Source organism: Shewanella frigidimarina (assembly GCF_003797125.1).
Lineage (GTDB): Bacteria > Pseudomonadota > Gammaproteobacteria > Enterobacterales > Shewanellaceae > Shewanella > Shewanella frigidimarina.
The window spans coordinates 259,816-280,820 of sequence record NZ_RKKE01000001.1 but is presented as its reverse complement, the minus strand read 5'-3'; the positions used below and the strand labels follow the sequence as shown (position 1 = coordinate 280,820).

Sequence of the window (21,005 nt, the reverse complement as noted above, 5' to 3'; positions counted from 1 at the left end):
GTACAATTTGCCACCTTAATTTTCATCATTTTAGTAGTAGTCATTGCAGCATAATGAAACACATTAGAAACTTCTCGATTATTGCCCATATCGACCATGGTAAATCAACTTTATCCGATCGCCTGATTCAGGTATGTGGCGGCTTAACTGACCGTGAAATGGCTGCACAGGTTTTAGATTCAATGGATCTAGAACGTGAGCGTGGCATTACGATTAAAGCCCAAAGTGTCACCTTAGATTACCATGCCAAAGATGGTAACACTTATCTACTCAACTTCATTGATACACCCGGCCACGTTGACTTCTCTTATGAAGTATCACGTTCTTTGGCTGCATGTGAAGGTGCACTATTAGTAGTTGATGCTGGTCAAGGCGTAGAAGCTCAGACATTAGCAAACTGCTATACCGCACTAGAAATGAATTTAGACGTAGTTCCTGTATTAAATAAAATCGACCTACCTCAGGCTGAACCAGACCGTGTTGCAGCAGAGATTGAAGACATTGTTGGCATTGATGCCATGGATGCTGTGCGTTGTTCAGCAAAGACAGGTGTTGGTGTTGATTTAGTACTAGAGGAAATTATTGCGAAAATTCCTCCTCCAGTGGGTGATGAATCTGCGCCTTTACAAGCGTTGATTATTGACTCGTGGTTTGATGCATACCTTGGTGTTGTGTCTTTAGTACGTATTAAGAATGGTATTCTTAAAAAAGGTGAAAAATTTAAAGTGATGTCCACTGGACAGAACTATAACGCGGATCGCGTTGGTATTTTTACACCAAAAGAAAAAGATAAAACAGAGCTTCGTGCTGGTGAAGTGGGTTATGTTATTTCTGGTATTAAAGAAATTCACGGTGCGCCAGTAGGCGATACCTTAACTCATGCAAAACATGGCGCAGACAAACCGCTACCAGGTTTTAAACGTGTTAAGCCTCAGGTTTATGCTGGTGTATTCCCGATTTCTACCGATGAATATGAAAGCTTCCGTGATGCGTTAAATAAATTAAGTTTGAATGATGCATCACTGTTCTTCGAACCAGAAACGTCATCAGCGTTAGGTTTTGGTTTCCGTATTGGTTATCTCGGCCTTCTCCACATGGAGATTGTTCAGGAGCGTTTAGAGCGCGAATATAATTTGGATTTGATTACGACGGCACCCACAGTGGTGTACGAAGTTATCATGAACAATGGTGAAACGATTTACGTTGATAACCCATCGGGCTTACCAGCGCTAAATAATATCGAAGAAATTCGTGAACCGATTGTTGAAGCCAATATATTAGTGCCAAAAGAATACTTAGGTAACGTGATTACCTTGTGTATTGAAAAGCGTGGCTCGCAAACCAATATGGTTTATCACGGTAACCAAGTGGCCGTGACTTATCATTTGCCGATGGCTGAAGTGGTAATGGATTTCTTTGACCGTCTTAAGTCAACGAGTCGGGGTTATGCATCATTAGAGTATAACTTTATCCGTTTTGATCCTGCAGATATGGTGCGATTGGACATTCTAATCAATGGCGACAGAGTTGATGCATTAGCGATGATTATTCACCGCAGTAATATTCGTCATCGTGGTTTGGCATTGGTTGAAAAGATGAAAGAACTGATCCCTCGCCAAATGTTTGATATTGCTATTCAGGCTGCTGTTGGTAGTCAGATTATTGCTCGTTCAAGTATTAAAGCATTACGTAAAGATGTAACCGCTAAGTGTTATGGTGGTGACGTTTCACGTAAGAAGAAACTACTTAACAAGCAGAAAGAAGGTAAAAAACGCATGAAGCAAGTCGGTAACGTTGAAGTGCCACAAGAGGCATTCTTAGCGGTATTGAAACTTAACGATTAATTATCATTAATTGTTTTAGTGTGCTAGTGCCTGTTGATCTTTGCTGGTTAAATTTTGTTCGAGATAAAAACGTTTTAATCGAGGCGAGTGGATTGCTGCCTAGTAATCTAAGCTAAATTCACTCAACAAAGAGTAAAACGTTTTGAGCCGAACCCTTCGGGCAGCGTTTGTTGGCCATTTTTACTGCGTTATCGGCTTTTTATGTAGAATAACTACACTACAAAGCCTCTGCCTTGTATAAATGACCAACAATTCGCAGCAAAAACAACCTTGAAAGATCAACAGACACTAAACGCCGCGTATTGCGGCGTTATCGTTACTTTTACTATATATTTTGTAACACTCAACTGGGTGAATGTTTATTCGTTAATCACCATACTGGATTGAGTTATTCTGAGCCTTTGCTCAAGCTATATGGATCCAACACACCCAGCAGGAGATAAATCAGTAATGGCAGCCTATTTTTCGCTCATTTTAGTGCTCGTAACCTTAGTCAGTGGTCTTATTTGGTTAATTGATGTGGTATTTTTTGCGCCTAAACGCCGCGAAAGCTTATTAGCAGCACAAGCTAACTCAGCCCAGTTAAGTGCAGATGCGATAGATAAAATCATTCGTGAGCCTGTGTTAGTTGAAACTGCACATTCGATTTTTCCGGTTATCGCCTTTGTGATGATTTTACGCTCGTTTATTTATGAACCATTTCAAATCCCATCAGGTTCGATGATGCCGACACTCTTGGTTGGTGATTTCATATTAGTTGAAAAATTCAGTTACGGGTTACGCGATCCTGTATGGCGCAGCAAGCTGGTTGAAACCGGTGAACCTGAGCGCGGAGATGTATTTGTATTTAAATATCCTGAAAATCCAAAAATTGACTACATAAAGCGAGTAGTTGGTTTACCAGGTGACAAGATATTTTATCGTAATAAACAACTGATGATCCAAGAAGCGTGTACTAATGAAACTGACTGTCCTGCTGCTCATACTATTGAACATGTAGAGATTAATCGCGGTGAGTTTAGCCAAAATGACGTGCCATTAATTCGTTTGAGTGAGCAATTAGGCGATGTTGAGCACGATATTTTAATTAATCCAACGCGCCCTGATTTTAGACAGCATTTTTATCCTCAAGCAGGTCTTCCTGCTGGTGAGTTTGTCGTGCCAAAAGGTATGTACTTTGCCATGGGTGATAATCGCGATAACAGCACAGACAGTCGTTTTTGGGGTTTTGTACCGGAAGAGAATCTTGTCGGTAAAGCCGTTGCAATTTGGATTAGTTTTGAATTTGATCGTAAGCCGAGTGATGTGTTACCAACATGGGTACCGACCGGTGTACGTTTTGATAGAGTAGGTGGAATACATTGATGGAACCCATTAAAAATTTGCCGCGTTTGTGCCGTACTTTAGGTTATGAGTTCAATAATATTGAATTACTTATTCAGGCCTTAACACATCGTAGCGCAGCAAATAAACATAATGAGCGTTTAGAGTTTTTAGGTGATTCGATTTTATCGATAGCCATTTCAGATGCCTTATATCATCAGTTCCCAAAGGCGACTGAAGGTGATTTAAGCCGAATGCGCGCCACTTTAGTCAAAGGTGACACGCTGACAATCATCGCTAAAGAGTTCAAGCTAGGTGATTATTTGTATTTAGGCCCTGGTGAACTCAAAAGTGGTGGCTTTAGACGCGAATCTATTTTAGCTGATGCTGTAGAGGCTATTATTGGTGCTGTCTATCTTGATGCTGATATTGAAGTGTGCCGCAAGCTATTATTATCATGGTATCAAGAGCGTTTAGCTGAGATTAAACCGGGTATTAATCAAAAAGATCCGAAGACAATATTGCAAGAATACCTGCAAGGTTTTAAAAAGCCATTGCCTGATTACCAAGTTGTTGCAGTAGAAGGTGAAGCCCATGATCAAACCTTCACCGTAGAATGTAAAATTAGTGAATTAGATAAAGTTGTCACCGGTGTGGCAAGTTCAAGAAGAAAAGCTGAACAGCTTGCCGCTGCTCAGGTATTGGAGCTACTGAATAAATGACCAAAAAAACAGACTTGCCAGCAGGTGATAACCAAGAGCCTAGCTTAGATGAACTGCTGGCAAGGATGAACCAAGCAGCACCAACCGCCACAGCCAAATACGATGTAACTTATTGTGGCATGGTGGCTATTGTCGGTCGTCCCAATGTGGGTAAATCAACACTTTTGAACAAGTTACTTGGTCAAAAGGTGAGTATTACCTCAAAAAAACCGCAAACAACTCGTCACCGTATCATGGGTATTCATACAGATGGCCCAAGTCAGATTATATTTATTGATACCCCAGGTCTGCACATTGAAGAAAAGCGTGCGATAAACCGTTTGATGAACCGTGCAGCTGCCAGTTCATTAGCTGATGTTGCTATGGTTATTTTTGTTGTTGATGGTATGACGTGGACTGCCGATGATGAGATGGTGCTCCAAAAAATTCAACATCGTAATGATGATCGAAAAATCATTTTAGCCATTAACAAAGTTGATAACATTAAAGATAAGGAATCATTGTTCCCTTATTTAACGGAATTGGCTAAAAAGTTTGATTTTGATGAGATTTTGCCAATATCAGCCAGTAAAGGCACCAATGTGCAGCGCATTTTGGATATGGCGCGTGAATCATTACCTGAAGCCCCATTTTATTTCCCTGAAGATTACGTGACCGATCGCTCACAACGCTTTATGGCATCTGAAATTGTCCGTGAAAAACTGATGCGCTTCCTTGGGGATGAACTTCCTTACGACGCAACGGTTGAGATTGAACAGTTTAAAATGATGGAAAATGGCGTTTATCAAATTAATGCGTTAATTCTGGTTGAACGTGAAGGCCAAAAACGTATGGTAATTGGCAATAAAGGTGAGCGAATTCGAACTATTGCAACGCAATCTCGTCTAGACATGGAAACCTTATTTGAGAATAAAGTATTTCTTGAAGTGTGGGTGAAAGTGAAATCCGGTTGGGCTGATGATGAACGTGCATTGAGAAGTTTAGGCTATGGCGAAAGCTAAATTGACTTTAGCGTTACTGATTATGTATTTATAGGCATGGCCACTATGAAACGTGGCTATGTGCTTCATCATCGACAATTTCGTGAATCGAGCGTGATCGTTAATTTGCTGGTAGAGGGTGTTGGACGTGTTGATGCAATTACTCGAGTCGGTTCTGGTAAACGGTCAATTAAAAGTATCTTACAACCTTTTCAACCGCTAATTATCCAATTTAGTGCCCAGTCCGAAGCCAGAAATTTAGGGTTGAAAAATATTACCCAAATTGAATCCGCTGCACCTGCTATGCCGCTGAGCGGTAATAGTCTTTATTCTGGTTTTTACCTAAACGAAATATTGGTTCGCCTATTATCAGTAGATCACCAAGCGGAAGGTCTCTTTCTCGATTATCATCGTGCGCTACTGGCGTTAGCTAAACAGTTTTGTTCAAGCCACCTGCGTTATTTTGAAATGGCATTGTTACTCGAGTTAGGTGCATTGCCGTCTCTTGCTTATGACACCCAAGGTGACTCGTTAGATGACAGTTGCCACTATCGGTTTATTGCCGAGAGTGGTTTTATCCCTGTAGCCACTACTCAAGAAAGCCCTTTTTCTCATGGCAAAGGCTGCTTATCTGGAGCAATGTTGCTAGCATTGGCATCACAAAACCTGCAACCTGAACAGTTTAATCAAGCCAAAGGGTTAATGCGTTATTTACTCACACCATTGTTAGGTAATAAGCCGTTATTAAGTAGGCAGTTATTCAGTAACAAAGCGGATTAGCATATAATATTTTTTTAACCCAACACATGGGCCAAACACTTGTAAATTAGTGCATAACTTTGGTTATCGTGTGCCTCATTGTGTTATTTATTATCTTAAGGAGCTCGATGTGAGCGGAATACTATTAGGCATTAACATCGATCATATCGCGACATTGCGTCAGGCTCGCGGTACTCATTATCCTGATCCCGTGCACGCCGCCGCTGTAGCAGAGCATGCTGGTGCCGATGGTATCACGATACATTTACGTGAAGACCGTCGCCATATTCAAGATCGTGATGTGTATTTATTGGCAAAAACATTGAAGACCAGAATGAACTTCGAGTTTGCTGTAACAGAAGAAATGATCGCTATCGCCTGTGATATAAAACCAGCGTATGCGTGTTTAGTCCCAGAGAAGCGTGAAGAGCTAACTACGGAAGGCGGTCTTGATGTCGCAGGTCAATTAGACAAAATCCGCTCAGCCGTCACTCGTTTGGCTGCAGAAGGTATTAAAGTGTCATTGTTTATTGATGCTGATAAAACTCAAATTGATGCCGCAGTGTTATCTGGCGCACCATATATTGAGATCCACACGGGTTGTTATGCTGATGCCATCACCGATGCTGAACAGGCAGATGAATTAGCTCGTATTACTGAAATGGCACAATATGCACACAGTAAAGGTTTAGTGGTTAATGCTGGCCACGGATTGCATTATCACAATGTTAAGGCTATCGCGGCTATTCCTGAGCTTTATGAGCTTAATATTGGTCATGCTGTAATTGCTCGAGCCGCTATTGATGGTTTAGACACTGCAGTACGAGACATGAAGAAACTGATGCTTGAAGGCCGCAGAGGCGAATAATGGCGATTGTAGGGATCGGAACAGACATTGTTGAGATTGCCCGCATCAGTGAGCAGCGAGAGCGCCTAGGAGACAGATTAGCTAGGCGAGTACTGACTGAACATGAGCTTGCTACTTACTTGCAATCAAAACATCCTGAGCGATTTTTAGCTAAACGTTTTGCCGCCAAAGAAGCTGCAGCAAAAGCCTTAGGCACAGGAATTGGCCGAGGTGTGTCGTTTCAACATATCCATATCGACAATGATGCTAATGGTGCACCCCAGGTACGTTTTACCGATGGCGCGCTAGCACGGCTGGAACAATTAGCCGGCAAGCAAGGTTTTATCAGTATTGCAGATGAAAAACATTATGCTGTAGCCACTGTGGTGTTAGAAAGTTGATGTGAATCATATTAAGCTATGTATTAAAGGCGCATTAGCGCCTTTTTTTGTGAGCTTTCAAAATTGCCGCAAGTGGGGTAGATTAACAAGATAACAACAACTCATCTCAGAACGAGATAACAACAACTCATCTCAGAACGAGATAACAACAACTCATCTCAGAACGAGATGATAACTGACATCAAACAGTCTTTTTCTATACTAATACGATGACATCACACTAGATTATTATTGGTAAATCAATACGGATAGTAAGCAAAAATGATCCGTTAAATATGAATAAGATCGAATGTCATCATGCCAGTTTAGCTACCTCATTCCTTCTTTTGAGCTGAGGTTAACTAGAGAGAATCAAAAATGAAATCGGCAGTAGAACAACTTTCAACTTATAAAAGTGTGCATTTAAACCCACAAAACATAAAGACGCATTTTGTCGGTGTTCCAATGATTATCTGGTCGGCTTTTTTGATGCTGGGGACACTTCGCTTTGCATGGCAGGATTATCAAGTGAGTGCTGCGATGATATTAGCTGTTGTGGTATTGGGCTACTATATGGCACTTCATATGCGCCTGGCACTTGGATTAGTATTGTTCATTCTGCCGGTGTTATATACCACTGAGCTGGTTGTTCATACTTCACATCCCTTTATCGTTGCCATTAGTATTTTTGTTATTGGCTGGGTTATTCAGTTTATTGGCCATAAATATGAAAAGGCTAAACCTGCTTTTATGGATGATCTCAATCAGCTTCTGATTGGGCCATTTTTTTTGATGGCAGAGTTGTATTTTATATTGGGTTTGGAGAAAGACTTAGCCGCAGAAATTACCCCAATCGCACGTGATAAACGCCGTGCTTTAGAGGCTAAACGTCGTGCGTTGTAATGAATGACGAATTCATGGCAATAAAAAAGGCGCTTGCAGCGCCTTTTTTAAGTGTGAAAATCTATTCGTTATCATCAATTAACGTTAAATTACTGGGTAAAACTCTGACTGTTTTAATCATATTATCCGCAACATCGATAACTTCTATTTGATAATCAACGATGCGTAAGCTGGTGTTTGCAGCTGGAATATCTTCGAGAAATTCAATGATAAGGCCATTTAAGGTTTTAGGGCCATCAATCGGAAGATTCCATTTCATTTCTTTATTAAGGTCACGAATGTTAATCGTGGCATCAATTAAGAAACTACCATCTTGTTGGATATTAATGTCTTCACTTGCTGTGGTCAGCATCGAGGTAGTGAAGTCACCGACAATCTCTTCTAGAATATCTTCGAGTGTGACTAACCCCTGAATATCACCATACTCATCAACAACCAAGCCTATACGTTCTTTATTTTGCTGGAAATTAGTCAATTGAACGTTTAGTGGTGTGCCTTCAGGAATAAAGTATAACTCCTTAACAGCCCGTAATAATGACGACTTGCTGAATTGCTCTTTAGATTGTAAGCGTAATGCATCGCGCAAGTGAATAAACCCGACTGCATCATCGATGTTATCGCGATAGACTAATACTCGAGTATGCGGACTTTGAATTACTTGCTTATTTATCAATTTAAAGTCGTCATTGACGTTAATCGCATAAATATCTGAACGCGAAATCATAATGTCTTCGACGGTGACTTTTTCTAAATCTAAAATCGACAATAACATTTCTTGGTGACGCTGTGGGATCAGTGCTCCAGCTTCATGCACAACGGTACGCAGTTCTTCTTGGCTTAACGCATCACTTGTTTTAACTGTTTTAATACCCATCAAACGTAAAAACATGGAGGTAATTAAGTTGATTGCTTTCACTAATGGCGACAGCAATATTAATAACCAACCTAATAAAATACTCGACGGGAATGCAATACGTTCAGGGTGCAAAGCCGCAAACGTTTTTGGTGTGACTTCTGCAAACACTAACACCACAATAGTCAGAACACCTGTAGCAATAGCAACACCCATATCACCAAATAAGCGCATACCGATAATAGTCGCAATTGCTGATGCAAGAATGTTAACCAGGTTATTGCCGATGAGAATCAAGCCAATGAGTCGATCTGGGCGATCTAATAACTTTAAGGCACGCTGGGCACCTTTGTGGTCATTGGACGCAAGATGTCGTAAGCGGTATCGGTTGAGGCTCATCATTGCGGTTTCTGAACCAGAAAAATAAGCAGAAATCACGATTAAAACCAAAAGGAAAATAAGGAGTGCGCTGGTAGATATAGCGTCCAAAAAAGGGGCCCCATGAAGTGGTGTGAAATTGGCCTATTGGCCAAATTGTCATAAATTTAACGGCCATTATTTATTATTGGCCGTTAGTGTCAAGTAATCTAGGTTATTTTTCAACAGAATAGAAAAGCTTATTCAGTGTAAAAATATTAAAATCAGTTTAATATCAATTCTTTAACAACTCTAGCGCCAAAATAAGCTAGCGATAGTAAGCCTGCACCCGATAAGCTATAAATCACTGCGGTACGGATTCTACAGCCAACTGTATATTGCTGCCACAACATCACGGCGTAAACCACCCAAGCGATTATGGACAATATTGCTTTATGGCCTTTACCGTCGCCAAACATATCATCTAAAAATACAAATCCTGTTACCAGCGATAAACTAAGTAAGATAAAACCAATTATGATGAGGTGATAAAGTTGCTTTTCAACCGTCATTAATGGTGGCATAGCAGGGCTCATCATCATCTGTTTTTTCTTCAGTTTATTCTGGATAAACAACAGCTGAATGGCATACATAGCCGCTATCATCAAGGCGCTATACGCCATAAGTGATAATACTACATGCGCTAGGAGCTCAGGGTGTATTTCAAAGTGAGTAATAAACTGCGGTGGCACTAACCATAGAAGTGCTACTGATAAAATTGAGCAGGCATACACAACGGGAACAACAATGATGACTTTAAGTCGAGGCATTGTGATAGTGAACGTTAATGCAATAATCCAGTTAACCAATGAAATCACGTTGGTTAAACTAAAGTTTTGTCCATCTACGGTAAACACTGCATTCGAAAGCGCAAAACCGTGCATGATGACGGCAATACCAGAAGCCACCATAACGGCCTTACGGTTAGGCCCTTCAACATGAAAAAGTCGGCTTGTTACTAAAACCAAAGCTAAACAATAAAACAGCATGGCTGCCGCTGAAAAAATAACCATTGAGACTCAACCTATCATAGTAATTAATGCTGAAAAACTGCGCTGTGAGTGTTGAACAATACTATCAAAGCATCACATTTTCATTATTTTATTAGATTAACATGATCAGGGCCTAATATGGCAGTGACCTAAGACCCAAAATTTAACAGTTTCCTGCCTTTAGCTACAGTTTATTTACTCAAAATGAGCCAGTGTTTAAGTTCTTCGTGTTGCAAGTATCGTAATTTAGAGTGGCTTGGGTATAATGGGCACAATTATCGATATGCTTAAAAGAGCCGCTCAATGTTTGAAAATTTATCTGACAGACTTTCACGCACACTAAAAAACATTAGTGGCCGTGGTCGCTTAACAGAAGACAACATTAAAGAAACCCTGCGTGAAGTGCGTATGGCGCTGCTTGAGGCGGATGTAGCTTTACCTGTTGTTAGAGACTTCGTTAACAGCGTTAAAGAACGCGCTGTAGGTCAAGAGGTGTCAAAAAGCTTAAGCCCAGGGCAAGCGTTTATTAAAATTGTCCAAAATGAGCTTGAAAAAGCCATGGGTGAGGCGAATGAAGCCCTCGACCTAGCGGCAATACCTCCAGCCGTGATCATGATGGCGGGTCTTCAAGGCGCGGGTAAAACAACCTCGGTAGCCAAATTAGGTAAGTTTTTACGCACTCGTCATAAAAAATCAGTCCTTGTTGTTAGTGCTGACGTATACCGTCCAGCAGCGATTAAGCAACTTGAGACATTGGCAACAGAAGTCGAGGTTGAATTCTTTCCGTCTGACGTGAGCCAAAAGCCTGTTGATATTGCTAAAGCAGCAATAAGCTATGCAAAATTAAAATTCATTGATGTGGTGATTGTCGATACAGCAGGTCGCCTGCACGTTGATGAAGCCATGATGGATGAAATCAAACAGCTGCATGCAACTGTCAATCCGGTAGAAACGTTATTTGTTGTTGATGCGATGACGGGGCAAGACGCCGCCAACACGGCTAAAGCATTCAATGAAGCTTTACCTTTGACGGGTGTTATCTTAACCAAAGTTGATGGTGATGCTCGCGGTGGTGCTGCGTTATCGATTCGCAGTATCACAGGTAAACCGATTAAATTTTTAGGTGTTGGTGAGAAAACCGATGCTCTAGAACCTTTCCATCCAGACCGTATTGCTTCGCGTATTCTCGGAATGGGTGATGTGTTGTCTTTAATTGAAGAAGTTGAACGTGGCGTCGATAAAGACAAAGCGATGAAGCTGGCTTCAAAAGTTAAATCTGGCGGCAGTTTCGACCTAGAAGATTTTCGTGAGCAATTACAGCAAATGAAAAACATGGGCGGAATGATGAACATGCTTGAGAAGCTTCCTGGTGTGGGACAATTACCACCTGAAGCATTGGCTCAGGTTCAAGACGGTAAAATGACCGGACAAATGGAAGCCATTATTAATTCAATGACTTCTAAAGAACGTAAGAATCCAGATTTGATTAAAGGATCTCGTAAACGTAGAATCGCTGGCGGTTCTGGTACCCAAATTCAAGATGTAAACCGCTTATTGAAGCAATTTACCCAAATGCAGAAAATGATGAAAAAGATGTCTGGCAAGGGTGGAATGAAGAAGATGATGCGCGGAATGGGCGGAATGTTACCACCAGGAATGAAGTTTCCTGGTAGATAATAACAGCATCTTTCAAGAGCAAAACTAGTAATTTTTAAATTCAATCAGTTGGTTAGGTTATATTTTTGACTTTATTGCAACAAAATGGGTGAGCTAAAAATCATCAGATTTGGTTGCAATAGTTCAAAAGTCAGGTAAAATCTTCCGGCTTTCTTTCTGGGACTCTTCGCGAACACGGAGTTCCAGTTTTTATTTTTGCTTCTAGCAAATCATTAGAGGAATAAAACGCATGGTTACCATTCGTTTAGCTCGTGGCGGCGCAAAAAAGCGTCCATTTTACAATATCGTTGTTGCTGATAGCCGCAATGCTCGTGACGGTCGTTTCATCGAACGTGTAGGTTTTTTCAATCCATTGGCTCGTGGCCAAGAAGAAACTTTACGTTTAGATCTTGATCGTGTTGAGCACTGGGTTGCTACTGGCGCTGCAACATCTGAGCGTGTTGCAAAACTGATTAAAGACGCGCGTAAAGCTGTTGCTTAATTGCGTATAAGGTATAGATAGATGAGTAGTAACCAAGAGCTAGTTGTACTGGGTAAGTTAGGTTCCAGTCATGGTATTAAAGGTTGGCTAAAAATCACTTCCTATACCGATTCTGTTGAAGGTATTTTCGATTATTCGCCTTGGCTTATAAAAGAACAAGGCGTTTGGCGTGAAGTTAAGGTCGCTCAGTGGCGTTTTCAAGGTAAAGCTGTAGTGGCTGAACTAGAAGGTGTCGCTACCAGAGAACATGCGCAAATGCTCACAAATTGTGAAATTGCGATCATGCCTGAGCAAATGAAAGATTTGGATGATAGTGAATTCTATCATCGTGATCTTATCGGCTGCGAAGTGACCAATATAAACGGCTATAACATGGGTATTGTTGATCAGATCGTGGAAACAGGATCAAACGACGTGCTGCTGATTAAAGCTAATGCCAAAGATGCCTTCGGCAAAGCGGAACGTATGATCCCCTTTGTCCCTGAGCAGTTCATCAAACAGGTGGACTTGCAAGGGAAACAGATTTTAGTGGATTGGGATCCTGACTTCTAAGTCGAGGTACAACATATGTGGTTAGGGGTAATCACCCTGTTTCCAGAGATGTTTCGTGCTGTTACAGACTTTGGGGTTACGGGTCGAGCCGTGAAAAACGGCCTGCTAGAGGTGCAAACGTGGAATCCTCGAGATTTCACCCATGATAGACATAATACTGTGGACGACCGACCTTATGGTGGTGGGCCCGGTATGTTAATGATGGTGCAACCTCTACGTGATGCTATCCATGCAGCTAAAGCCGCTGCAGGTGATAGGGCAAAAGTGATTTATCTATCTCCTCAGGGACGCAAGCTGGATCAGCATGGCGTTACTGAGTTAGCTAAATCAGAGTGTTTGATTTTAGTGTGTGGTCGATACGAAGGTGTTGATGAGCGCATTATTCAAACAGAAGTTGATGAAGAATGGTCTATTGGTGATTACGTACTTTCGGGTGGTGAGTTACCGGCAATGACTTTAATCGATTCAGTGGCTCGTTTAGTACCTGGTGTACTGGGCAAGCAAGCGTCAGCAGAGCAAGATTCTTTCTCTGATGGTTTACTGGATTGTCCTCATTATACACGCCCTGAACAATTGGATTGTCTTGACGTACCCGCAGTGCTGCTAAGCGGTGACCACGAAAAAATTAGACTCTGGCGTTTACAACAAAGTATCGGAAGAACTTTTTTGAGACGACCAGAATTATTTGAAAATCTAGCTCTGACTGACGAACAAACGACTTTATTAGCGCAGTTCGTGAATGAAACGGACAAGTCCGCATAGTCAACGCTCAGTTATTACTAGGATGGAGTAATTATGAACAACATCATTAAAATGCTCAACGATGAGCAAATGAAAACAGATGTGCCTGATTTTGGTGCTGGTGATACAGTAGTAGTTCAAGTACGTGTTAAAGAAGGCGAAAAAGAGCGTCTTCAGGCTTTTGAAGGTTTGGTAATTGCTAAGCGTAACCGTGGTCTGCATTCAGCATTCACAGTACGTAAAATCTCTAATGGCGAAGGTGTTGAGCGTGCTTTCCAGACGCACAGCCCGCTAATTGCTAGCATCGAAGTTAAGCGTCGCGGTCGTGTACGTCGTGCTAAACTGTACTATTTACGTGAGCGTTCAGGTAAGTCTGCACGTATCCGTGAAAAATTGGCAACTAAGTAATAGTTACCGATACAGAATAAAGATGCAGTGTTCGCACAACAACCCGCCGAAAGGCGGGTTTTTGTTTGTGGGACTTTTAAAAATAATAAAGCGATAACAACGAATAAAGCGATAACAACGAATAGAGCGATAACAACGAATAGAGCGATAACAACGAATAGAGCGATAACAACGAATAGAGCGATAACAACGAATAGAGCGATAACAACGAATAGAGCGATAACAGCGAAAAAGTACAAGAAGCGTATTTGAGTGTTTTTTGTTCAATACCTCTTAGGTTAAGTAATTTTTTACCTTTTGTGTAAATAAGCCTTGCTCTAGAACCTTTGCACAGGCATAGTTGCTTTTAAGGTGTAATGGTGTAGCGTTACAAAAATACAGATTGTATTGTCTAATACCTAAAAATCAAATCTATTAGTGACCTTTGGTCTGTCGTCAAAAGAGAGTGATAAGTATGCAACAAGATACCATTAATAATGTGCACATCAGTTCAGAACAAGTGCTAGTGACTCCAGCAGAGTTAAAGCAAGAACTTCCATTATCAACTCATGCTTATCAATATATTCTAAATGCTCGCAAGCAAGTCTCAGATATTGTCCACAAACGTGATAATCGCGTGCTTGTGGTGACGGGGCCATGTTCTATTCATGATATTGCAGCGGCAAAAGAGTATGCATTAAAACTGAAAAAGTTACATGATGAACTCAGTGATGACTTCTACATCTTAATGCGCGTGTATTTCGAAAAGCCTCGCACAACGGTCGGCTGGAAAGGGTTGATTAATGACCCTGATATGGATGAGTCATTTGATGTCGAGAAAGGACTCAGAATGGCTCGAGAACTCATGATTTGGCTTGCTGAACTTGAATTGCCTATCGCGACAGAAGCGCTGGATCCGATCAGTCCACAATATTTATCCGAATTAGTTACTTGGTCTGCAATTGGCGCAAGAACCACAGAGTCGCAAACTCATCGAGAAATGGCTTCAGGTTTGTCGATGCCTGTTGGTTTTAAAAATGGCACAGATGGTAAGTTGGAAGTGGCTATTAATGCATTAAAATCAGCTGCCAGCAGCCACCGCTTTATGGGCATTAACCAAGAAGGTCAAGTTTCATTATTGCAAACAGCTGGTAACCCAGATGGGCACATTATTTTGCGTGGCGGGTTAGCGCCTAACTATGATGCTGACAGTGTTGCTCAGAGTGAAGCACAAATTCATAAAGCCAAACTCAGTGCTCGTTTAGTCGTTGACTGCAGTCATGGTAATTCATCAAAAGATCATCAACGTCAAAAAAACGTTTGCGAAGATGTATTTAACCAAATTGAAGCAGGTAATAAATCTATCATCGGTGTTATGCTTGAAAGTAACCTCAATGAAGGTAATCAGAGTTCAGATAAACCGTTAGCAGAGCTAAAGTATGGTGTTTCTGTCACTGACGCATGCATTGATTGGGAAACTACTGAAACCATTTTAAGACAAGGCGCTAACCAGTTGTCTGCAGTATTACCAACGCGTTTTGAGACGCTGCAGGTTGTTAACGGTTAATGGATAAACAGATGAATGAAAAAACCACAGCAGGCTTAGAGCATCTTCGTGATTTAATTGATGGAGTTGATCAACAATTACTGCATTTATTACGTAAACGTCTCGATTTAGTGGCGCAAGTTGGTGCCGTAAAACATGCGGCTGGTGTACCTATTTATGCCCCACAGCGTGAAGCATCGATGTTAGCTAAACGTCGAGACGAAGCACAAAAAATGAATGTCTCACCACAGTTAATTGAAGATATTTTACGTCGACTTATGCGCGAATCTTACCTAAATGAAAAAGATGTTGGGTTTAAGCAGATTAAGCAAGATCTGGGTCATGTGGTCGTTGTGGGTGGTCAGGGCAAACTGGGACAGTTATTTAGCCAAATGTTGGTTCTTTCTGGTTATGAAGTTAAAAGTATAGATAAAAATGATTGGCAAGATGCCGCCGCCATTTTTGATGGTGCAGGATTAGTGATTGTTACCGTACCCATAAATGTGACGTGCGAAGTGATCCGCGACAAGTTAACGCAGCTACCTGAAAATTGTATTTTAGCTGATCTCACCTCGATTAAAGAAGCACCTTTAACTGCAATGTTAGCGGCACACAAAGGCCCGGTAGTAGGTCTGCATCCTATGTTTGGCCCTGATGTTGGCAGTCTTGCTAAACAGGTGGTGGTAGTGTGTCATGGTCGTCATCAAGAAGCGTATCAATGGTTACTACAACAGATTGAAATTTGGGGGGCTCGTATAGTTGAAGCTGAAGCAGAGCGTCATGATAAAGCGATGCAGCTAGTGCAGGCTATGCGTCACTTTTCAACATTCGTGTATGGCGTCAACTTGTGCAAAGAAGAAGCTGATATTGGTAATTTATTACAGTTTAGCTCACCGATTTATCGTTTAGAGTTAGCCATGGTAGGTCGTTTATTTGCTCAAGATCCGGAGCTTTATGCCGATATAATTTTTGCTCAACCAGGTAGTCAACACGCTATTAGTGATTATCTTGATAATTATCGTGATGCATTAACAATGTTGCAAACGGGTAATAGGCAAGCCTTTGTGGAGCAGTTCCAGCGTGTCGCTAAATGGTTTGGTGATTTTGCGCCGCAGTTCCAACATGAAAGCCGCGCCATGTTGCAATCTGTTAATGATATGAAAGCTGGATAGCGTTAAGTGAAGCATTATTAATTGAACTAAATATTGCCAAATAGTGACACAAAGCTTATGTTTAATTAACACCGTCGCCAAATAACGCAGTGTTAGCTCAATAAACTTAGTTACCTTTGGAGGTTACCCCATGTCGATGATGCCATCGAATATGCTACCTGTTCAACAGGTTGAAGATAATTCCTTAGGGCATTTTCTTTACGGTTTAATGAGTGCTTTTCCATTATTTTTTGTGCCAGTATTATTGAGTTTTTGGCTTAATTTAATCCAAAAGAACGTCAATCCAGATTCTGTATTGGGTAGCCATCTACGTTGGCAACGCATGAGTATTATTGGCCTCTGCCCATTTTTTATTGCAGGATATTGGCTCAGCCCATTATGGCTGAGTTTACCTATGTACTTACTGGGTGTTAGCTGGTTCAGTTATCGTATTTTTAAAGGCTGGATAAGTTTAAATGATGGCCTAGCAGTATAATTATTGAGTAAACTTGAGTAACTAATTACCTTTTACAATTGCGAATTATAAAAATGCCGAGAATGTTCTCGGCATTTTTATGTGTGTCATTCTTGGTTATTTAATCGTTACTTTGCTTGGTATAAACCATGAATAATTTCAGCTTGCGATGCTCCATCCTGATGTAACAATATAATTCCATCAGCATTAAGTTGCTTAACAGCATTTGCGTGAGTATTTAGCAGTGCAGCATTAATGCTGAAGCTGGTGTTAACGATGACGGGTAAATGGCTGCGGGATTTCACTTCAACCAATCCAGCTAAATCGAGGCTTAACTGCTCTGGGTGCGTGAAACTGCGTACACCTGATTCGCTTAGCCCGAGCTGTTGATTTCCGTGGCTAAGGACTGTATCGGCAGCTTGTAGCCAATCATCAATACTAGCCATGGTATTTCTTTCTAATATTACCGGTAAATTGACGGAACCAATTAAGGTTAACATGTCTGGGTTATACATTTGTTTACCACTTAATATCAGCATATCTGCTAATTGGCTCGCAATGATAAATTCTTGTTCTTGGTCTATTTGCATTACACATAATAAACCGGCTTGTTCAATGACCTGTGCATGCTGCTTTAATTGTTGTTCATTGAGTTGTTGTTTTAAATCATTGAGCACAATAGCTTGAAAGCCTGATTCTTTGATGTGCTTTGCTTGCGTAGCCAGTTCGGTATTATCTATCGGTAAGTTAATTTGTTGTAATGCGCTAAATTGTCCTGCACCTATTTGTAAGTGCTGGCAAAACAATTGAGTATCTTGTGATTTATAGTCGCGTGAATGCTTAGCTTGGCTATGGGGTACCGTCTTGACTGGCTCTTGTTTAGAGCTACCGGGTTCAATCAATAACTGAGCTTGCGATAATTGTGTCGGTTTAACGGTTTCACAAGGATAACAACCTAATACTTTGATAAAACGTGTAAGGCGCTCTAACTCTTTAATTGCTTGTTGTACTTCGGTAGTCGCTAAGTTGCCATCAATATCGAGGTAAAACATCTCCTCCCATGGTGTCCCTGGTATCGGACGAGATTCTAACTTACTCATATTCAAATTATGAGCTTTAAGTACCAGTAGTGCTTCCACTAATGCTCCAGGTTTCTGTCCTGTTGCCATGATCAAGGTGGTTTTTGCTGGCAGCTGAGAAGGCACCGCAGAAGCTTTTCGAGCGACAACGATAAAACGACTCTGATTGATTTTTTGGTTTGCCAAACCTTGTTCCATTGCAATTAATTGGTATAACGCTCCGCCTTCAGCACTGCCTATTGCTGCGACAGTGTTGTTGTCTGCCTCGACAACTTTTGTCATAGCTTCAGCACTACTAGAACAATATTCAAGTTTGATATGTGGGTGCTGACTTAAATAGCGGCTGCACTGACTGATTGGTTGTGGATGAGCATAAATAGTTTTGATATCAGATAGTTTACTGTTGGGTTTAGTGAGTAAGCAATGGCTCACTTCAATAGTCGTTTCGCCCACAATCGATAGTGTTGTATGTTGAAGTACGTCATACACTTCATTGATAGATCCAGAAGAAGTATTTTCAATCGGTAAAAAGCCATAATCGGCATGACCTGATTCGACGGCATTAACGATTTCATCAAAACTTTTACACCCAAAATCTAGCATTTCCACTTGACGGCGTGAGCAGTAACGGCTCGCCGCTAAGTAAGAGTAAGAACCCCTTGCACCTAAATAAGCCACAGTATATTGCTGCTTTTGAGTGTCTGGGTTTGCTCTACCATGAAGATACGTTTGCTGAAATAACACTGAGTCTTCAATAATGCTTTGATAAAGCGATATCACAAAGTGCGCATCAAGTCCTTGGTCACGCCCTTGCTGCACAAGTCTTTCAAGTAGCTCTTTCTCTCGTTGTGTATCTCGAATAGGTCTAACATCAACTTCTTTGCTGCGTGCAACATTTAGGCTCAATTGGCGGCGCTGAGATAGTAACGCTAATAAGGATTTATCCAGTGCAGTTATCTGTTCGCGAGTTTGACTTAACTCAGGTGGTTTTTGCATATTGACCTCTATGTGACGCTACATACTGGCGCATGACTAGATACGGCAGAGTTTATAAGACAAAAAAGCCTCCCAGTTGGGAGGCTTTAGAATTTTCATTTTCGTTTTTACACAGAAAATCCGCCTCCAGGGGTGGGCTGAATAAAAAAGAAAATAAAAAGGCTGAATATTTTTTTGTTCATGAAGTAAAACTAAAGCTCTGACAGGCGACTGTCAATGTAAATTTACTCATCAAGGCTTGAGTGCTGGATTATAGACAAAAGAAAGCGCACCCGAAGGTGCGCTGGTGAGAGAGAAATAATATCAAGCGGCGTTTTCCTCCTTATAGACATACTCAAATTCGCTTTCAGTATCATTTGGTAATGATACATGGCGTTGAGCCTGGGGTTTATGGGTCAGGCGATTTAGCTGTTTTTCCAGCTTTTGTCCCATTGCAGTAATTGCTGCGTATAGGTTTTCACTTTTTGCCTGGGCGAATAAATCTCCACTAGGTAATCCAACTGATGCCTCTATTTTAAACAACTGCTTTTCTTGAGTAATAATGACGTGCGGGTTAATTAATTGAATATCATGTCGACTTAATTTTTCTAATCGTCCTTCAATACGTTCACGGATAAGGGCAGTGACTTCAAGTTGTTTGCTAGTGATTTTCAGCATATTTAGAACCTTCTTGTTGTTTGCTTAACTCCAGATTACCAAGGTTAACCATAAAATTCGTGATCTACGTCACACTTTTACCGACTTTATATGTCGAGTGCTGCATATTTGATCTCTTAGACGTTTTGAACAAAAAAGCCATTAAATATGCTTGTAATGCTGTCAATATAGGCTCATATTTGTATGGATAAGTTAATACTTAATTAGCTTTGCTGAGGTTTTTTCATACAATTTCAAGCACGATTTTGTATGGGGTTGTCTTATTCATAAACGCTCTACAAGCATGCTCCTTTATCCTATGTTACTGGTTACTTAGCTGACATTGATTTATTACTTCTCGTTAGGTTCATCCTCTTTATAAAGCAAAGCTTCTTTGGTTGTCTTTTTTAGCTGCGTAAGCATGTTTATTTGTATTAGTTTGTAAACCTTCTTGTTTTATTTATTACTGATGAGTTTATAATTTGTCAGTAAAGAATAGTAATAAGCAGGTTATTAATGAGTATAGAACAACAAAAAATAAAGGTATGGGATTTTCCAACACGTTTTTTCCATTGGGCTATGGTGTGTTTAATTGGCGGATTATGGTGGACAGCCGAAATAGGTGAAATGCAGTGGCATCAGATATTGGCGTATCTATTGATGACTCTGATTACATTTAGATTAATTTGGGGCTTTATAGGAAGTGACACCGCTAAGTTTACACATTTTTTTGTTGCACCTAAAAAAGTTATAGCTTACGCGAAAGCCCAGCCTAAACCTTCGTCACTTGGGCATAATCCACTAGGTGGTTATATGGTGATTGTGTTGCTGGGATCACTTGTGTTGCAGTTAAGTACCGGTTTATTTGCAACAGATGATATTTTTACTGAAGGTCCGCTGATATATCTAGTTTCGTCAGATACAGCTGGGTGGCTAACCTGGTTGCATAAAACCAATTTCAATCTTATTCTGGCTTTGGCTGCGGTGCATATCATTGCCGTATTAGTGCATGTGTTTAAGGGCGACAATATACTTAAAGCCATGTTCAGTGGTTATAAACAAGTTACCGAACAGGTCGCTTCACCTACATTGCGTTCGCCTTGGATGGCGTTAGTTATCGTGCTAGCCATATTTGCGGCTATTTGGTGGTTACTTCTCGAGCCTGTGGTCAGTTTTTTATAATTTCAGGCAAACTAAAGCCAATAAAAAAGCCCATAAAGATGGGCTTTTTTCATTTTTCTACTGAGCAGAGCTACTTTTACTT

General features: G+C 40.9%; 21 protein-coding genes and 1 other annotated feature. Of the genes, 17 read left to right on the top strand and 4 right to left on the bottom strand.

The annotated features are described in order from the left end of the window. Positions 1–53 precede the first annotated feature (53 nt). From lepA to EGC86_RS01185, 8 genes are all read left to right on the top strand, one after another. Positions 54–1,844 (top strand): translation elongation factor 4, encoded by a 1,791-nt coding sequence (gene lepA, locus EGC86_RS01225; RefSeq protein ID WP_011638379.1) that lies wholly within the window; start codon positions 54–56, stop codon positions 1,842–1,844. Between the two features lie 450 nt (positions 1,845–2,294). Next, complete coding sequence (gene lepB, locus EGC86_RS01215; RefSeq protein WP_123776385.1) at positions 2,295–3,209, top strand: signal peptidase I; 915 nt, start codon at positions 2,295–2,297, stop codon at positions 3,207–3,209. Next, positions 3,209–3,889, top strand: a complete 681-nt coding sequence (gene rnc / locus EGC86_RS01210; RefSeq protein WP_011638377.1) for a ribonuclease III — start codon at positions 3,209–3,211, stop codon at positions 3,887–3,889. The genes lepB and rnc overlap by 1 nt, the downstream gene beginning before the upstream one ends. Beyond that, the gene (gene era / locus EGC86_RS01205; RefSeq protein ID WP_011638376.1) at positions 3,886–4,890 is read left to right on the top strand and encodes a GTPase Era; all 1,005 of its coding nucleotides are present in this window, start codon (positions 3,886–3,888) and stop codon (positions 4,888–4,890) included. The genes rnc and era overlap by 4 nt, the downstream gene beginning before the upstream one ends. A 45-nt stretch (positions 4,891–4,935) precedes the next feature. Beyond that, positions 4,936–5,649 carry a DNA repair protein RecO gene (gene recO / locus EGC86_RS01200; protein ID WP_165872319.1) on the top strand — a complete coding sequence of 238 codons (714 nt, stop codon included), beginning with the start codon at positions 4,936–4,938 and terminating at the stop codon, positions 5,647–5,649. A 109-nt stretch (positions 5,650–5,758) separates the two neighbouring features. Continuing rightward, positions 5,759–6,496: a pyridoxine 5'-phosphate synthase gene (gene pdxJ, locus EGC86_RS01195; protein WP_102037721.1), complete on the top strand. Its 738-nt coding sequence runs from the start codon at positions 5,759–5,761 to the stop codon at positions 6,494–6,496. Beyond that, a complete protein-coding gene (acpS, locus tag EGC86_RS01190; RefSeq protein ID WP_123776383.1) occupies positions 6,496–6,876 on the top strand; it encodes a holo-ACP synthase in 381 nt (126 codons plus the stop codon). The genes pdxJ and acpS overlap by 1 nt, the downstream gene beginning before the upstream one ends. A 357-nt stretch (positions 6,877–7,233) precedes the next feature. After that, positions 7,234–7,758, top strand: a complete 525-nt coding sequence (locus EGC86_RS01185; protein WP_123776382.1) for an Mpo1 family 2-hydroxy fatty acid dioxygenase — start codon at positions 7,234–7,236, stop codon at positions 7,756–7,758. 61 nt (positions 7,759–7,819) lie between these two features. Here EGC86_RS01185 and EGC86_RS01180 read toward each other — a convergent pair whose 3' ends face one another. Together EGC86_RS01180 and EGC86_RS01175 are read right to left on the bottom strand one after the other, a co-directional pair. After that, on the bottom strand, positions 7,820–9,100 hold the full coding sequence (locus EGC86_RS01180) for an HlyC/CorC family transporter (RefSeq protein WP_011638371.1): 1,281 nt from the start codon (positions 9,098–9,100) through the stop codon (positions 7,820–7,822). Positions 9,101–9,252: 152 nt separating this feature from the next. After that, the gene (locus EGC86_RS01175) at positions 9,253–10,041 is read right to left on the bottom strand and encodes a cytochrome C assembly family protein (protein WP_011638370.1); all 789 of its coding nucleotides are present in this window, start codon (positions 10,039–10,041) and stop codon (positions 9,253–9,255) included. Positions 10,042–10,323: 282 nt separating this feature from the next. Between EGC86_RS01175 and ffh the strand changes: the two genes are divergently transcribed. From ffh to EGC86_RS01135, 8 genes are all read left to right on the top strand, one after another. Further along, positions 10,324–11,697: a signal recognition particle protein gene (ffh, locus tag EGC86_RS01170; protein ID WP_123776381.1), complete on the top strand. Its 1,374-nt coding sequence runs from the start codon at positions 10,324–10,326 to the stop codon at positions 11,695–11,697. 229 nt (positions 11,698–11,926) lie between these two features. Continuing rightward, a complete protein-coding gene (gene rpsP, locus EGC86_RS01165; RefSeq protein ID WP_011638368.1) occupies positions 11,927–12,178 on the top strand; it encodes a 30S ribosomal protein S16 in 252 nt (83 codons plus the stop codon). A gap of 21 nt (positions 12,179–12,199) precedes the next feature. Next, positions 12,200–12,730 (top strand): ribosome maturation factor RimM, encoded by a 531-nt coding sequence (gene rimM, locus EGC86_RS01160; RefSeq protein WP_011638367.1) that lies wholly within the window; start codon positions 12,200–12,202, stop codon positions 12,728–12,730. 15 nt (positions 12,731–12,745) lie between these two features. Continuing rightward, positions 12,746–13,492, top strand: coding sequence for a tRNA (guanosine(37)-N1)-methyltransferase TrmD (gene trmD / locus EGC86_RS01155; protein WP_123776380.1), 747 nt, complete (start codon positions 12,746–12,748; stop codon positions 13,490–13,492). 33 nt (positions 13,493–13,525) lie between these two features. Next, positions 13,526–13,879: a 50S ribosomal protein L19 gene (rplS, locus tag EGC86_RS01150; protein WP_011638365.1), complete on the top strand. Its 354-nt coding sequence runs from the start codon at positions 13,526–13,528 to the stop codon at positions 13,877–13,879. Between the two features lie 454 nt (positions 13,880–14,333). Beyond that, positions 14,334–15,425 (top strand): 3-deoxy-7-phosphoheptulonate synthase, encoded by a 1,092-nt coding sequence (locus EGC86_RS01145; protein ID WP_011638364.1) that lies wholly within the window; start codon positions 14,334–14,336, stop codon positions 15,423–15,425. Between the two features lie 11 nt (positions 15,426–15,436). Beyond that, positions 15,437–16,576, top strand: coding sequence for a bifunctional chorismate mutase/prephenate dehydrogenase (tyrA, locus tag EGC86_RS01140; RefSeq protein WP_041413153.1), 1,140 nt, complete (start codon positions 15,437–15,439; stop codon positions 16,574–16,576). Positions 16,577–16,706: 130 nt separating this feature from the next. Beyond that, on the top strand, positions 16,707–17,051 hold the full coding sequence (locus tag EGC86_RS01135; RefSeq protein WP_011638362.1) for a hypothetical protein: 345 nt from the start codon (positions 16,707–16,709) through the stop codon (positions 17,049–17,051). A gap of 107 nt (positions 17,052–17,158) precedes the next feature. Here EGC86_RS01135 and pheA read toward each other — a convergent pair whose 3' ends face one another. Then, positions 17,159–19,105: a prephenate dehydratase gene (gene pheA, locus EGC86_RS01130; protein ID WP_123776379.1), complete on the bottom strand. Its 1,947-nt coding sequence runs from the start codon at positions 19,103–19,105 to the stop codon at positions 17,159–17,161. Between the two features lie 58 nt (positions 19,106–19,163). After that, positions 19,164–19,285, bottom strand: a sequence feature (Phe leader region). A gap of 123 nt (positions 19,286–19,408) precedes the next feature. Further along, positions 19,409–19,762: a ribosome hibernation-promoting factor, HPF/YfiA family gene (gene hpf / locus EGC86_RS01125; protein ID WP_101086362.1), complete on the bottom strand. Its 354-nt coding sequence runs from the start codon at positions 19,760–19,762 to the stop codon at positions 19,409–19,411. A 495-nt stretch (positions 19,763–20,257) separates the two neighbouring features. On the opposite strand from hpf, the gene EGC86_RS01120 reads away from it, so the two are divergent. After that, the gene (locus EGC86_RS01120) at positions 20,258–20,923 is read left to right on the top strand and encodes a cytochrome b/b6 domain-containing protein (RefSeq protein WP_123776378.1); all 666 of its coding nucleotides are present in this window, start codon (positions 20,258–20,260) and stop codon (positions 20,921–20,923) included. Positions 20,924–21,005: the final 82 nt, after the last annotated feature.